13 protein-coding genes are annotated in these 14,190 nt (G+C 71.3%); 1 reads left to right on the top strand and 12 read right to left on the bottom strand.

Annotation, left to right across the window (positions count from 1 at the left end; genetic code table 11):
* Positions 1 to 189: 189 nt before the first annotated feature.
* The 11 genes from FHS39_RS24265 to FHS39_RS24215 all read right to left on the bottom strand — a co-directional run bounded on the left by FHS39_RS24265 (position 190) and on the right by FHS39_RS24215 (position 12,865).
* The gene (locus FHS39_RS24265; protein WP_184351627.1) at positions 190 to 2,760 is read right to left on the bottom strand and encodes an ABC transporter permease; all 2,571 of its coding nucleotides are present in this window, start codon (positions 2,758 to 2,760) and stop codon (positions 190 to 192) included.
* A 52-nt stretch (positions 2,761 to 2,812) separates the two neighbouring features.
* Entirely contained in the window at positions 2,813 to 3,574 is a 762-nt protein-coding gene (locus FHS39_RS24260; RefSeq protein WP_184351650.1) for an ABC transporter ATP-binding protein, read from the bottom strand.
* Between the two features lie 228 nt (positions 3,575 to 3,802).
* Positions 3,803 to 5,050: an ATP-binding protein gene (locus tag FHS39_RS24255; protein WP_184351626.1), complete on the bottom strand. Its 1,248-nt coding sequence runs from the start codon at positions 5,048 to 5,050 to the stop codon at positions 3,803 to 3,805.
* A 4-nt stretch (positions 5,051 to 5,054) separates the two neighbouring features.
* On the bottom strand, positions 5,055 to 5,750 hold the full coding sequence (gene cseB, locus FHS39_RS24250; RefSeq protein WP_184351649.1) for a two-component system response regulator CseB: 696 nt from the start codon (positions 5,748 to 5,750) through the stop codon (positions 5,055 to 5,057).
* 302 nt (positions 5,751 to 6,052) lie between these two features.
* Positions 6,053 to 6,700: a potassium-transporting ATPase subunit KdpC gene (gene kdpC, locus FHS39_RS24245; protein ID WP_184351625.1), complete on the bottom strand. Its 648-nt coding sequence runs from the start codon at positions 6,698 to 6,700 to the stop codon at positions 6,053 to 6,055.
* Between the two features lie 7 nt (positions 6,701 to 6,707).
* Entirely contained in the window at positions 6,708 to 8,816 is a 2,109-nt protein-coding gene (gene kdpB, locus FHS39_RS24240; RefSeq protein ID WP_184351624.1) for a potassium-transporting ATPase subunit KdpB, read from the bottom strand.
* Positions 8,813 to 10,504 (bottom strand): potassium-transporting ATPase subunit KdpA, encoded by a 1,692-nt coding sequence (gene kdpA / locus FHS39_RS24235; RefSeq protein ID WP_184351623.1) that lies wholly within the window; start codon positions 10,502 to 10,504, stop codon positions 8,813 to 8,815. The genes kdpB and kdpA overlap by 4 nt, the downstream gene beginning before the upstream one ends.
* A gap of 8 nt (positions 10,505 to 10,512) precedes the next feature.
* On the bottom strand, positions 10,513 to 10,602 hold the full coding sequence (kdpF, locus tag FHS39_RS24230; protein WP_043188605.1) for a K(+)-transporting ATPase subunit F: 90 nt from the start codon (positions 10,600 to 10,602) through the stop codon (positions 10,513 to 10,515).
* 314 nt (positions 10,603 to 10,916) lie between these two features.
* The gene (locus FHS39_RS24225) at positions 10,917 to 11,693 is read right to left on the bottom strand and encodes a DUF3710 domain-containing protein (RefSeq protein WP_184351622.1); all 777 of its coding nucleotides are present in this window, start codon (positions 11,691 to 11,693) and stop codon (positions 10,917 to 10,919) included.
* Between the two features lies 1 nt (position 11,694).
* The gene (dut, locus tag FHS39_RS24220; protein ID WP_184351621.1) at positions 11,695 to 12,195 is read right to left on the bottom strand and encodes a dUTP diphosphatase; all 501 of its coding nucleotides are present in this window, start codon (positions 12,193 to 12,195) and stop codon (positions 11,695 to 11,697) included.
* Between the two features lie 85 nt (positions 12,196 to 12,280).
* On the bottom strand, positions 12,281 to 12,865 hold the full coding sequence (locus FHS39_RS24215) for a PaaI family thioesterase (protein WP_045932163.1): 585 nt from the start codon (positions 12,863 to 12,865) through the stop codon (positions 12,281 to 12,283).
* A 59-nt stretch (positions 12,866 to 12,924) separates the two neighbouring features.
* On the opposite strand from FHS39_RS24215, the gene FHS39_RS24210 reads away from it, so the two are divergent.
* Positions 12,925 to 13,359, top strand: coding sequence for a DUF3093 domain-containing protein (locus FHS39_RS24210; protein ID WP_184351620.1), 435 nt, complete (start codon positions 12,925 to 12,927; stop codon positions 13,357 to 13,359).
* Here the strand turns inward: FHS39_RS24210 and FHS39_RS24205 are convergent.
* Positions 13,356 to 14,189, bottom strand: coding sequence for a hypothetical protein (locus FHS39_RS24205; RefSeq protein WP_184351619.1), 834 nt, complete (start codon positions 14,187 to 14,189; stop codon positions 13,356 to 13,358). The two genes, FHS39_RS24210 and FHS39_RS24205, sit on opposite strands and share 4 nt — an antisense overlap.
* Position 14,190: the final 1 nt, after the last annotated feature.

Below are 14,190 nucleotides of genomic sequence, written 5' to 3'. Positions count from 1 at the left end.
GCGTTCACGAAGACCGTGGGCCCGTCGTCCGGATGCAGGTAGTTCCTGCGGTGTGATGACGGACGTCATGGCCCTGGCTCCTCACCGATCGCATCAACGTGCGGGGGGATCGCGGGGGCGAACGTACTGCCTCCCACTCCCCCGCACATCGGCGGCATTTTGACCACATTGCCGGCCGGAGGCCGTGCGTCACGCCTCCGCGACGGCTTCCAGCGGGCTCAGGGCGGCTGCCCGGCGGGCCGGGACGGCGGCGGCGACCGCGCCGATCGCGAGGGACGCCAGACATACGAGGAGCAGCGTGCCCCAGGGCATCGCCAGGGAGTACTGCTCCATCGCGCCGTTGGCCAGCGCACCGACCGCCCAGGCGGTGAACAGGCCGCCCGCCAAGCCGAGGAGGGTGCCGAAGGCGGCGACGGTCACCGATTCCAGGCGGATCATCCGCCGGATTCCGGCGCGGTCCATGCCGATGGCGCGCAGTGCGCCGATCTCGCGGGTGCGTTCGGCGACCGACATGGCCAGGGTGTTCACGATGCCGAGCGAGGCGATCACGACGCCGATGGCGAGCAGCCCGTACATCAGGGTCAGCAGGTCGCCCATGGTGCCGGCGGCCTCGCGGACGATCTCCTTCCGGTCCTGCACCTTCAGCAGCGGGTTGTTGCCCACGGCGGTGCGCAGCCGGTCCTCGGTGTTCTTGGAGACCGCGCTGCTGCCGGTGCGGACGAGGATCCGCTGGACGGAGTCGGGCAGGAAACTGTTCTTCGCCACCTCGGTACGGGCGCCGAGTACGTCGTGGGCGATGGGGTTGTCCTTGTAGACGGCCACGACGGTGTACTGCTTGAAGTCCCGGCCGGGGCCCATGCCCATGCTGGCGTTGATCTTGCCGCCCGCGCGCACGCCGTGTTCCCGGGCGATGGTGCTGGAGACGGCGATCCGGCCCGGCCCGAGGTCCGCGAGGGAGCCGCTGGTGAGGTCGAGCTTCATCACGTCCTTCACGGTGGCGGGGTCGACGCCGGAGATTTCCTTGACGCTGCCCCCGAGGACCATGGTGGAGTCGGTGACGGCGGTCGCCGTCCGCACCCCGGAGGTGTCGGCCACCCGCTGTACGGCGGCCGGGTCAATGCCGGTCATGGTGCTGCGGGTACTGATCACGTAGTCGGCTCCGAGGCCGGCCGCGGCCTGGTGGTCGAGGGCCTGTGAAGTGGAGTTGCCGAGGACGGCGAGCCCGGCGACCAGCGCCGTGCTGATCATCAGGGCGGAGGCGGTGGCCGCCGTGCGCCGCGGGTCGCGCAGCGCGTTCTCCCGTGCGAGGTGGCCGATGACCCCGAAGCGGCGGGTCAGGCGGCCGGTCAGCCGGATGACGGGGGCGGCGAGCAGCGGCGCCAGCACGATCATGGCGACGACGAGGACGGCGCAGCTGAGCATCGCGTTCTGCAGGTTCTCCTCCGAGGCGTCCTTCGCCCCCGTGAGCGAGATCAGCCAGCCGGCGCCGAGGACGAGGAGGGCGAGGCCCGCCACGGCGCGGACCCGGGACTGGGCGGCGGTGGGCGGCTGTTCGGCCGAGCGCATCGCCTCGACGGGCGCGACCTTCGCCGCCCTGCGGGACGGCAGCCACGCGGCGAGCACGGTGACACCCACGCCCACGCCGAGCGCCGCCACGATGGAACGCGGGCCGATCACCAGGGGGCCGCGGGGCAGCGGATCCGCGCCGGTGCCCAGGATGTCGGGCAGCGCCGAGGCGATGCCCAGGCCGAGGACGAATCCGGCTGCCGATGCGGCGAGGCCGACCAGGAGGGCCTCCCAGAGGACAGAGCGGACGACTTGGCGGCGCGTGGCGCCGATCGCCCTCAGCAGCGCGATCTCATGGGTGCGCTGGGTGACGAGCATGGTGAAGGTGTTGACGATGAGGAACGAGCCGATGAACAGCGAGACCCCGGCGAAGACCATCGGCAGTTTCTTGTAGCCCCGCGTCTGCATGTCGACGTTGGTGGCCTGCCGGGCGGCCTGCGCGCTGCCGCTGGTGGCCTCGGCCCGGTCGGCCGGGAGCACGTCGGAGACGCGGCGGGAGAGCTCGAACTGGTTGGTGCCGGGCGCGGCGGACAGGTCGATCCCGGTGTAGTGGCCCGGGGTCGCGAACAGGTGCTGGGCGGTCGCCTTGTCGAACAGGGCGAGGGTACCGCCGGCGGTCACCCGGGGGTCCTTGGTGGTGACGATGCCGACGAGCCGCTTGGTCATCACCGGGCCGTCGGTGGCCAGCGTGACGGTGTCGCCGATACGGAAGTGGCCGCCGGCGGCGGTGCCGCTGTCCACGGCCAGTTCGTCGCCGTTCGTGGGGGCGTGGCCCTTGACCAGCGGATAGCGGCTGTCCTTGCCGTCCTTGCCCAGTACATAGGCGGCGGCCGGGTGCGCCCACGCCTTGTCGGCCCGCAGCGGGGTGCCGTCGGCGGCGTTCAGGGTGGCCACGCCGTCGACCGAGGGCCGCACGGCGGCGACGCCGGGTACGTCGGCCAGCTTCCGTACGAGCGCGTCGTCGAGCACGTCGGCGTGCTCGTTCGCGGCGGTCCCCGGCGGGGGGTCCTTCGGGCTCACGGTGACCGCGATGTCCGCGAAGTTCTTCGACGCGGCGGCGCGGTAGGCCGCGGCGGAGGAGTCCGCGAAGACGAGGGTGCCGCAGACGAACGCGACACCCAGGCAGACCGCGAGGACGGTCATGACCAGACGGGCCTTGTGCGCCAGGACGTTGCGCAGGGCTGTTCTCAGCATGGGGAGCTTTCGGAAGCGTGGGAGGGGCGGGAACGTGCGGCGCAGGCGCAGGTCAGCTGGTGCGTGAGCGAGTGTCGAAGTTCTTCATGACATCGAGGACCCGGTCCGGGGTGGGACGTGTCATCTCGTCGACCAGGTGGCCGTCGGAGAGGAAGACCACGCGGTCGGCGTAGCCGGCGGCGACGGGGTCGTGGGTGACCATGACCACGGTCTGGCCCAGCTCGCGCACCGAGTCGCGCAGGAAACCGAGGACTTCGGCCCCGGCGCGGGAGTCGAGGTTGCCGGTGGGCTCGTCGCCGAAGATGATCGCGGGGCGGGAGACCAGGGCGCGGGCCACCGCGACGCGCTGCTGCTGCCCGCCGGAGAGCTGTGCGGGCCGGTGGTCGAGGCGCCGGGAGAGGCCGACCATGGAGACCACGCGGTCCAGCCACTGCCGGTCGGGGCGGCGTCCGGCGATGGCGAGCGGCAGCGTGATGTTCTCCAGCGCGGTCAGCGTCGGCAGCAGGTTGAACGCCTGGAAGATGAAGCCGATCCGGTCACGGCGCAGCTCGGTGAGCTGCCGGTCGTTGAGGGTGCTCAGTTCGGTGGTGCCGATGCGCACGGAGCCGGAGGTGGGCGAATCGAGCCCGGCGGCGCAGTGCATCAGGGTGGACTTGCCGCAGCCGGAGGGACCCATGATCGCGGTGAACTCGCCCTCCCTGAAGGCGATGCCGACACGGTCCAGGGCTACGACCTGGGTGTCGCCGCTGCCGTAGACCTTCGACAGGTCGGTGGTCGCGGCCGCGATCCCGGTCGTCGGGTGCAGCGCGTGCAGGGCAAGGGGGTCGGCGGTCACGAGGAACTCCTCTTCGGGTGCGCAAGGATGCACTCCGAAGGGTGACCGGGGAACGTATCGGGGCCTGGACGGCCGCGTATCAGCATCGGCGCCGCTTCGTATCAGGTCTGTACGGGCGTCAGGCCGGCGGGGCTGTGGGGGCCGGCGTCAGGCCGACGGGGCTGCAGAGGCCGGGCCTCAGGCCGACGGGTCCGCAGAGGCCGAGCGTCAGGCCGGCAGGCGCAGGGTGGCGACGGCGCCGCCGTCCGGGGCGTTGTCCAGGCGCAGCTCGGCGCCGAGAAGCCGGGCCTGTCCCAGGGCGATGGTCAGGCCCAGGCCGTGACCCGAGCCGCGCTCCGCCGCGCCTGTGTGGAAGCGGCGCGGGCCATGGAGCAGCAGGTCAGGGGGGAAGCCGGGGCCATGGTCGCGTACGACGACCGTACGGCCCTCGACGGTGACCTGCACCGGGGTGTCCCCGTGCCGGTGGGCGTTGACGACGAGGTTGCCGACGATCCGTTCGAGGCGGCGCGGGTCGGTCTCCACGGTCGTGTCATCGTCCGCGACGGTGACCTCGGCGTCGTAGCCGGTGCGCGCCACGGCCTCGGAGACGACCGCGCCGAGCGGCACCCGGGCTCGGACCGGCTGTTCGGCGCCCGCGTCCAGCCGGGAGATCTCCAGCAGGTCCTCGACCAGGCCGCGCAGATCGCGCACCCGGGCCCGGAGCAGATCCTCCGTCTCTCCGGGCGGCAGCAGGTCGGCGGCGGCCAGCAGACCGCCGACGGGGGTGCGCAGCTCGTGAGCCACGTCCGCGGTGAACTGGCGCTCGGTGCGCAGCCGTCGGCCGAGGCTGTCGGCCATGAGGTCGACGGTGGCGGCGATGTCGGCCACCTCGTCGTGCCCCTTGGTGGGCCCGGTCCGGGCATCCAGGTCACCGGCGGAGATCCGGCCCGCGGTCTCGGAGACCCGTCGCAGCCTGCGGGCGAGCAACCCGGCACCGTAGGCCGCCAGGGGCACGGCCGCCGCGAGCGCGACCAGCGAGGCCACCACCATGCTCCCGTCGAGCCGGCGCAGCCCGTAGAGCTCCGGGCTCATGTTGACGCGGACGGCCAGCACCCGGCTGTCCGGGCCGCCGGTCCGCTGGGCGGCCCAGACGCTCGGCCCCAGATTCCCCTCGACGCGCCCGTCGTAGGCCGTGTGCCGGTCGCCGTCGGCCGGGTGGCGCAGGGCGGCGGGCAGTTCGGCCGGATCGAGCTCGGCACCGTCCGTCAGGGTTCCGGTGCGCCGGTAGACGTCCATGGCCGAGTACACGCTGTTGAATGCCTGCTGTTCGGCCCGGTCGCGGATGTCCTGCGCGGTCCACAGGTGCACCAGCACGCCCACCGCGATCGCCACCAGGCACGCTGTGGCCGCGGCCAGCGCGGCGATCTTCCAGCGCAGGGATGCGCGGGCCGGCCGCAGCCGGTGGAACGGGCGCACCGGCTCAGCGCCTGAGCTTGTAGCCGAAGCCTCGGACCGTCTCGATCCGGTCCCGGCCCACCTTCCTGCGCAGCCGCTGCACACACAGGTCCACGACCCGGCTGTCGCCGTCCCAGCCGTACTCCCAGACGTTGCGCAGCAGGGTGTGCCGCTCCAGCACGATGCCCGGGTGGGCGGCGAACTCCAGCAGCAGCTTCAGCTCGGTCGGGGTCAGCGCCACCGGGCTTCCGGAGACGGACACCTCCATGCCGCCGGTGTCGATGGCCAGGTCCCCGAAGACCAGCAGCTCCCCCGCGGCCGGCGGCAGCGCCTCGTCTGCGGCGCGCTCGGGTCCCGGTGCGGCCGCGTAGGTCGCCCGCCGCAGCAGCGAGCGGATGCGGGCCACGAGCACGTACGTGTCCACGGGCTTGACCACGTAGTCGTCCGCTCCGGCCTCCAGGCCGGCGACGACATCGAGCCCGTCGCCGCGGGCGGACATCATCAGGACGGGTACCAAGCTGGTCTCCCGGACCCTGCGGCACAGGCCGATGCCGTCCAGACCGGGCAGCATCACGTCCAGGATCAGCAGGTCGAACTCCTCGTCCCGGAAGAGCTCGAGTCCCGTGAGACCGTCGGCCGCGGCCTTCATCTCGTAGCCGTAGCGCTCCAGGGCGACGGTGAAGGACCGGCGCATCAGGTCGTCGTCTTCCACCAGCAGCACGCGAACGGGGCGCTGAGAGCCCGGAGCCGGGGCGGACGAGGACACGGGCGGATCGCTCCTGTTCGGACGGTCGTGTGAGACGGCGGTCCCGGCTGCGCCCGCAGTCGGCGACCTGCAAAGGAACGATACGGCAGACACCCGGCACGGCGACCGCGTCACACACTCGGTCGAGCATTCGATGGGCAATCAAGCGCTCCCTGATACCCACCGGATACAAACATCCGCGGCGCCCGACGCACCAGCGCCCGGCTCCTCGTCAGCGGATCGCTGAGGAGCCGGGCGCCGGAATCGTTCATGCCGTCCTACGCCTTGGCGAGCTCCCGCAGCGCGATGTTGAGCTTGAGGACGTTGACGCGCTCCTCGCCCATGAAGCCGAGGATGCGGCCGTCGACGTGGTCCTCGACCAGCTTGCGGACCTTCTCGGCGTCGAGGTGGTTGGCCTTGGCCACCCGGTCCGCCTGGAGCCGTGCGTACTCCGGCGAGATGTCCGGGTCGACGCCCGAGGCCGACGCGGTGAGCGCGTCCACCGGGACCGCTGCCGGGGAGACGCCGTTGAACGCGGCGACGTCGGCGCGGCGCTGCTGGACGCCGGTGAGCAGCACCTTGCTGTCGGCGGCCAGGTTGGAGGCGCCGGAGACCAGCAAGTGGTACTGGGTGTTCTCGGTGTTGGGGCCGGCCGCCGAGGGGCGCGGCTGGAAGAACTTCGGGTCCGGCAGCGGGTTGCCGTCCTTGTCCTTCTTGTCGAGGACGTAGGTCTGGCCGAGCCGCTCGGAGCCCACGGACTTGCCGTCGGCCTTGATCTCCGAGCCGTTGGCCTTGTCGTGGAAGGCGGCCTGGGCGATGCCCGTGACGACCAGCGGGTAGATCACCCCGCAGACCAGCGTGAGGGCGATCAGGGCGCGGAGCCCCGCCACCACCAGGCGGGCCGTGCTGCGTACGGAGTTGTTCATGGTGACGTCACCCGATGCCAGGGATGAGGGAGATGAGCAGGTCGATGATCTTGATGCCGATGAACGGGGAGATCAGGCCGCCGAGTCCGTAGACCAGGAGGTTGCGCCGGAGCATGCTGTCCGCGCTCATCGGCCGGTAGCGCACGCCCTTGAGGGCGAGCGGCACCAGGGCCACGATGATCAGCGCGTTGAAGATGACGGCCGACAGGATCGCGGACTGCGGCGAGTGCAGGCTCATGATGTTGAGCTTGTCCAGGCCGGGGTAGGCCACCGCGAACATCGCCGGGATGATCGCGAAGTACTTCGCGACGTCGTTGGCGATGGAGAAGGTGGTCAGCGCACCGCGGGTGATCAGCAGCTGCTTGCCGATCTCCACGATCTCGATGAGCTTGGTGGGGTTGGAGTCCAGGTCCACCATGTTCCCGGCCTCCTTGGCGGCCGAGGTGCCGGTGTTCATGGCCACGCCCACGTCGGCCTGCGCGAGCGCGGGCGCGTCGTTGGTGCCGTCACCCGTCATCGCGACGAGCTTGCCGCCCGCCTGCTCGCGCTTGATGAGGGCCATCTTGTCCTCGGGGGTGGCCTCGGCGAGGAAGTCGTCGACGCCGGCTTCCTCGGCGATGGCCTTGGCCGTCAGCGGGTTGTCACCCGTAATCATGACGGTCTTGATGCCCATGGCACGCAGCTCGTCGAAGCGCTCCCGCATGCCCTCCTTGACGACGTCCTTGAGGTGGATGACACCCAGGACGCGGGCGCCCTTGGCGTCCTCCAGGGCCACGAGCAGCGGGGTGCCGCCCGCCTGCGAGATCTCATCCGTGAGGGTGCGGGCGTCGTCGGCGACGCGGCCGCCGCGCTCCTCGACCCAGGCGATGACCGAACCGGTCGCGCCCTTGCGGACCTTGCGCCCGTCCACGTCCACGCCCGACATCCGGGTCTGGGCGGTGAAGGGCACCCACTCGGCGCCCACCAGCTCGCCCTCGTGGCGCTCGCGCAGGCCGTACTTCTCCTTGGCCAGCACGACGATCGAGCGGCCCTCGGGCGTCTCGTCGGCGAGCGAGGAGAGCTGGGCGGCATCCGCCACCTCGGCGGCCATGGTGCCCTTGACCGGGACGAACTCGGCGGCCTGGCGGTTTCCGTAGGTGATGGTGCCGGTCTTGTCGAGCAGCAGCGTGGAGACGTCGCCCGCGGCCTCGACCGCGCGGCCGGACATCGCCAGGACGTTGCGCTGGACGAGCCGGTCCATGCCCGCGATGCCGATCGCGGAGAGCAGCGCGCCGATGGTGGTCGGGATCAGGCAGACCAGCAGGGCGGCCAGCACGATCATCGTCTGCTCGGCGCCCGCGTAGATCGCGAACGGCTGGAGGGTGATGACCGCCAGCAGGAAGACGATGGTGAGCGAGGCCAGCAGGATGTTGAGCGCGATCTCGTTCGGCGTCTTCTGCCGGGCCGCGCCCTCCACCAGGTTGATCATCCGGTCGATGAAGGTCTCGCCCGGCTTGGTGGTGATCTTGATGACGATGCGGTCGGAGAGCACCTTGGTGCCGCCGGTGACGGCCGAGCGGTCACCGCCCGACTCTCGGATGACCGGCGCCGATTCGCCGGTGATGGCCGACTCGTCGACGGAGGCCACGCCTTCGACGACGTCGCCGTCGCCCGGGATGATGTCGCCCGCCTCGCAGACGACGAGGTCGCCCACGCGCAGCTCGGTGCCGGGCACCGACTCCTCGGTGTCGCCGGTCAGCCGACGCGCGACGGTGTCGGTCTTGGCCTTGCGCAGCGTGTCGGCCTGCGCCTTGCCGCGGCCCTCGGCGACGGCCTCGGCGAGGTTGGCGAAGACGACGGTCAGCCACAGCCACACCGTGATCGTCCAGCCGAACCAGTCGCCGGGGTTCTTCAGCGCCAGCCCGGTGGTGACCACCGAGCCGACCTCGACCACGAACATGACCGGGGACTTGACCATCACCCGGGGGTCGAGCTTGCGGAAGGCGTCGGGCAGGGACTTGACCAGCTGCGCCGGGTCGAAGAGGCCGCCGGAGATCCGGCCGGGCTCCTCGCCGCCGTGCGGGCGGGTGTCCCCGGGACCTTCGGGCTCCGTACGGACAGGGGTGGTCGTGCTCATGAAAGTCCCTCCGCCATCGGGCCAAGGGCCAGGGCCGGGAAGTAGGTCAAGCCGGTGATGATGATGATCGCGCCGACCAGGAGGCCCGCGAAGAGCGGCTTCTCGGTGCGCAGGGTGCCCGCGGTCTCGGGGACGGGCGTCTGCTCGGCGAGCGAGCCCGCGAGCGCCAGCACGAAGACCATCGGCAGGAAGCGGCCGAGCAGCATGGCGAGGCCGATCGTGGTGTTGTACCACTGGGTGTTGGCGTTGAGGCCGGCGAAGGCGGAGCCGTTGTTGTTGGCGCCGGAGGTGAAGGCGTAGAGGACCTCGGAGAAGCCGTGGGCCCCGCTGTTGTGCACCGAGTCGGCCGCGCCGTTGAGGATCGAGTGCGGCGGCGTGGACATCGCCATGGACAGAGCGGTGAAGCCCAGGACCAGGGTCGGGGTGATGAGGATGTAGCACGCGGCGAGCTTGATCTCGCGGGTGCCGATCTTCTTGCCGAGGTACTCGGGCGTACGGCCGACCATCAGGCCCGCGATGAAGACCGCGATGACGGCCATCACGAGCATGCCGTAGAGGCCGGACCCGACGCCGCCGGGCGCGATCTCGCCGAGCATCATGCTCAGCAGGGTGAGGCCGCCGCCGAGGCCGGTGAAGGAGGAGTGGAAGGAGTCCACCGCGCCGGTGGAGGTGAGGGTGGTCGCCGTCCCGAAGATCGCGGACGCGCCGACGCCGAAGCGCTGCTCCTTGCCCTCCATCGCACCGCCGGCCGCCTGGAGCGCGGCACCGTGGTGGGCGTACTCGGTCCACATCATCAGCGCGGTGAAGCCGATCCAGATCACGCCCATGGCGGCCAGGATCGCGTAGCCCTGCTTGACGTTGCCGACCAGCTTGCCGAACGTGCGGGTGAGCGCGAACGGGATGACGAGGATCAGGAAGATCTCGAAGAGGTTGGTGAAGGCGTTCGGGTTCTCGAAGGGGTGGGCGGAGTTGGCGTTGAAGTAGCCGCCGCCGTTGGTGCCGAGTTCCTTGATGGCCTCCTGCGAGGCCACGGCGCCGCCGTTGACCTGCTGGGTGCCGCCGGTCAGCTGGCCGATGTCGTGGATGCCCGCGAAGTTCTGGATGGCACCGCAGGCGACGAGGACCACCGCGGCGACGACCGAGACCGGGATCAGGATGCGGATCGTGCCGCGCACCAGGTCGGCCCAGAAGTTGCCCAGCTCGCCGGAGCGGGAGCGGGCGAAGCCCCGTACGAGGGCGATGGCGACGGCCATGCCGACGGCGGCGGAGACGAAGTTCTGCACCGCGAGGCCGAGGGTCTGCACGGCGTGGCCCATGGCCTGCTCGCCGGAGTACGACTGCCAGTTGGTGTTGGCCACGAACGAGGCGGCGGTGTTGAACGCCTGGTCCGGGCTGATCGCGGTGAAGCCGAGCGAGAGCGACGAGGGCAGCACGCCCTGCATCCGCTGGAGCAGGTACAGGAAGAGGACGCCCACCAGCGAGAAGGCGAGGATGCCGCGCAGATAGGCGGGCCAGCGCATCTCGGCGTCGGGGTCGGCGCCTATCAGGCGGTAGATCCACTTCTCGGGCCGCAGGTGCTTCTCGGAGCTGTAGACCCGGGCCATGTAGTCGCCGAGCGGGCGGTAGACCAGGGCCAGCGCCGCAATGAGCGCGGTGAGCTGAAGGATTCCGGAGAGGACGGGACTCATGTCTGTGCTCAGAACCTCTCCGGGAAAACGAGGGCGAGGATCAGGTAGCCCAGCAGGGCGACGGCCACGACGAGGCCGACGATGTTCTCGGCGGTCACAGCTTCGTCACCCCCTTGGCGACGAGAGCCACCAGCGCGAAGACCGCGATTGTGGTGACGACGAAGGCCACGTCGGCCATCGTGTGCTCCTAGAGAGGTTCGGAAGAACGGACCTCTAGAGGAAACATCCGTTACCGGCCGGTACGGCTCGCGTTGACGCCTCCCTTACGGCCATTAGCGCCCCCTTGACGGAATTCATACGCATCGGCCCCGGACCTGCGGAAACACCGCTGGGCCGGAACCCGCGATGCGGATTCCGGCCCAGCGAAACACTCGATTCCGGCCGCTCGGAGGTCACCGAGCGGCCGTCTGCGTCAGCGCACCTCGGTGATCTCGGGGCCGCGCTGGAGGCGGTCGACGCCGCCCGCGAAGCGCGAACCCTGCTCCTCCTGCTGGAGCCCCTCGGCGACCATCTGGGCGTCGTCGGGCAGCTTCAGCACGATCGGGTCGCGCGGCGCCATCGGGGACTCGCCGCGGACGACGACGGTGTCCCGGAAGATCTGCTCCAGCAGCCCCGCGGTCTGCGGCTGCACCGCGCCCTGGCCGGAGATCACACCGCGCAGGAACCAGCGCGGCCCGTCACAGCCGACGAAGCGCACCAGCTGCACCCCGTTGGTGCCGTCCGGCAGCGCCACCGGCACCTGGGCCCGCAGCTCCCAGCCCAGCGGGCCCTCGACCTCGTCGACGACACCGCCCTGCTGGGTGATGCCGCCCGCGATCTCCTCGCGCACCTCGGACCAGATGCCCTCGCGCTTGGGCGCCGCGAAGGCCTGCAGCTGGATGGCGCTGTCGCGCAGCACCACGGTCGCGGCGACGATCGCGTCCCCGGCGACCTCGACCCGCAGCTCCATGCCCTCGACACCCGGCACGAACAGCCCGCCCAGGTCCACCCGGCCCTCGGCCGGCTCCCGGACCTCGGAGGCGTCCCACGGCCCGTCGGGGCGCGGACCCGGCTCCAGCCGGACGCGGCCGGCGTCCGCGGTGTCCGGTGCGGACTCCTCGCCCTCGGGCAACTCCTCGGAGGTCACGTCGTCGAGACGGTCAACATTCTCGACGACGTCCTCGCTGCGCTTGCGGCGACGACCGAACACGTCACTGTCCTTCCCGGTCGCTGGCGACCGAAGCGAATTCATTCCCCACGGCAGCGTGGCCACCGGTGGACCCGAAGCCCCCTTCGGCCCGTGCCGAGCCGGGAAGCTCCGCGACCTCGTGGAAGCGGACCTTCTCGACCTGCTGGACGACCAATTGGGCGATGCGGTCGAACCTTTCGAACCGGACGCTTTCGCGCGGGTCCAGATTGACCACAATCACCTTGATCTCTCCACGGTACCCGGCATCGATGGTCCCCGGGGCATTGACCATGGAGACCCCGCACCGGGCGGCGAGGCCCGAGCGGGGGTGGACGAAGGCGGCGTACCCGTCGGGCAGGGCGATCGAGATGCCGGTGGGCAGCACCATCCGCTCACCGGGCGCGAGCTCGGCGGCTTCGGTGGTCACCAGGTCACAGCCCGCGTCGCCGGGGTGCCCGTACGAGGGAACGGGCACCTCGGGGTCGACCCTGCGGATCAGTACGTCCAGCGGCTGACGGCTCACCCTTGCCTCCTGCTTGTTTCTCCGCTCGCGCGGCGCATCCGCACGTCGCATGTGGTCTGCGGCCCGCGGGCCTCGCGCCGGGCGCTCACGGATTCACCTCGAAAGCCCGTGCGACCTTCACCCGGTCGGGGTCGGAGAGGGCGGCCTGGATCTCTTCCTTGCGGCCGTTCTCGATGAAGTGGTCGATCTTGACCTCGATGAACACGGCGTCCGCGTGCACCGCGACGGGCCCCTCGGGGCCGCCGATCCGGCCGGTGGCCGTGCAGTAGATCTTGCGACCGTGCACGGCGACGGCCTCGGCCTCCAGGTGCAGCACGGTGCCCACCGGCACCGGCCGCAGGAAGTCGGTCTCCAGCCGGCCCGTCACCGCGATGACCCGCAGCAGCCAGCCCAGCCCGCCCAGCGTCTCGTCCAGGGCCGTGGCCAGCACACCGCCGTGCGCGAGGCCGGGGGCTCCCTGGTGGGCCTCCTTGACCCGGAACTCGGCGGTGACGCTCACGCCTTCGCCCGCCCGCGTCTGCAGGTGCAGCCCGTGCGGCACTCCGCCGCCACAGCCGAAGCAGTACTCGTAATGCGACCCTATGACCTCTCCGGGCGCGGGGGCTTCGGGGTGCCGCACCGGGGGCCCGGCGTCCGCCGGCGGTGTCAGCGCTGTCGTTCGTCCACTCACAGGGGCTGACCTTACCTGCGACGGCAGCACCCGGTCCCGCCCGTGCCAAGCTTGTGCGTATGCAGCCTTACGAAGAACGCCTGACCGCGCCCCGTTCCTGGTGGTTCATCGCGGTTCTCGTCGGAGTCGCCCTGGCGCTGATCCTGCTGCCGCTGGGCACTCTGCCGATGCTGGGCGGCCTGATCGGCGGCGGCGCACTGGCCACAGTGGCGGTCAGCTCCTACGGCTCCGTGCGGATCCGGGTGGTGGGCGGCGCGCTCGTGGCGGGCGACGCGAGGATTCCCGTCGAGGCGCTGGGGACGCCGGAGGTCCTGGACGCGGAGGAGGCCCGCGCCTGGCGCACGCACAAGGCGGACACCCGCGCCTTCATGCTGCTGCGCGGCTATGTACCCACGGCGGTGCGGATCGAGGTCACGGACCCGGCCGACCCCACACCGTACGTCTACCTCTCCACGCGCCATCCCGAGCGCCTGGCCGCCGCTCTCACGGCCTAGGCGAGGCCCTGCAGTGGGGGCGGTCCTTCGGGTGGCAGAGCCGCCCACGGCACCTGTTTGCCCCGCAGGTCCTTGCGGACCTTCGCGGCGAGCCGCTTGGTGTCACGGCGGTTCATCGCCGCACCGACGGTCGCGCCGATCATGAAGGGCGTGAGGTTGGGCAGATTGCGGAAGGTGCGCTTGAGGACCTGCTGACGCAGCTCGCGCCTGAGCTGGCCGCCGAGCGCGGCGTTGACCGTCAGCGGGGACGCGATGTCGATGCCCCGTTCGTCGGCCCAGGCACCGAGGTAGGCCATCGCCCGCTGCCGGACGGTGCCGGGGGCCCGCAGGCCGTACACCTCGTGCAGCTCGGCGATCAGTTTGAACTCCACCGCCGCGACGCCGACGATCTCGGCCGCCAGCTCGGCGGGCATCGCGGGCGGTACGGGCAGCATCGCCGCGGCGCCCACACCCGCGCCGATGGTGGAGGTGCCGTAAGCGGCACCGGCCACCAGCTTGTCCGCGAGCTCCTCCGGGCCGAGGCCCGGGAACTGGGCGCGCAGCGTCGCGAGGTCGCGCACCGGGATGCGCGGGGCGTTGACGATGATCCGGTCGGCGATCACGGCCAGCCCCGCCCGCGCCCCGCGGCTGCCCTTGCGGACCGTCGCACCGGCCACTCCCACGCCCCGGGCGGCCGCGGCGGCGAGCGAGGCCGTGCGGCCCCGCTCGACGTACGTACCGGCCGTACCGCCGGGTGTGACGCCCGCCTGCGGCGCGACGTCCTCGGCCTGCCCGCTGGTCAGCTCGGGCTGCCGGGAGCGCCGCCTCCGGAACGGGGTCGAGCCTGCCATG

Origin of the sequence: Streptomyces olivoverticillatus (assembly GCF_014203555.1) — a bacterium.
GTDB classification, from domain to species: Bacteria; Actinomycetota; Actinomycetes; order Streptomycetales; family Streptomycetaceae; genus Streptomyces; species Streptomyces olivoverticillatus.
Note: the sequence above shows the minus strand (reverse complement) of the source record. Positions and strands in the feature narration are given on the sequence as shown.

What these genes read in the sequence shown, in the direction of transcription:
- kdpB (WP_184351624.1), bottom strand. Translation starts at nt 8,816, where the DNA reads ATGAGCACGACCACCCCTGTCCGTACGGAGCCCGAAGGTCCCGGGGAC.
- FHS39_RS24265 (WP_184351627.1), bottom strand. Translation starts at nt 2,760, where the DNA reads ATGCTGAGAACAGCCCTGCGCAACGTCCTGGCGCACAAGGCCCGTCTG.
- FHS39_RS24210 (WP_184351620.1), top strand. Translation starts at nt 12,925, where the DNA reads ATGCAGCCTTACGAAGAACGCCTGACCGCGCCCCGTTCCTGGTGGTTC.
- FHS39_RS24205 (WP_184351619.1), bottom strand. Translation starts at nt 14,189, where the DNA reads ATGGCAGGCTCGACCCCGTTCCGGAGGCGGCGCTCCCGGCAGCCCGAG.
- kdpC (WP_184351625.1), bottom strand. Translation starts at nt 6,700, where the DNA reads ATGAACAACTCCGTACGCAGCACGGCCCGCCTGGTGGTGGCGGGGCTC.
- kdpA (WP_184351623.1), bottom strand. Translation starts at nt 10,504, where the DNA reads ATGAGTCCCGTCCTCTCCGGAATCCTTCAGCTCACCGCGCTCATTGCG.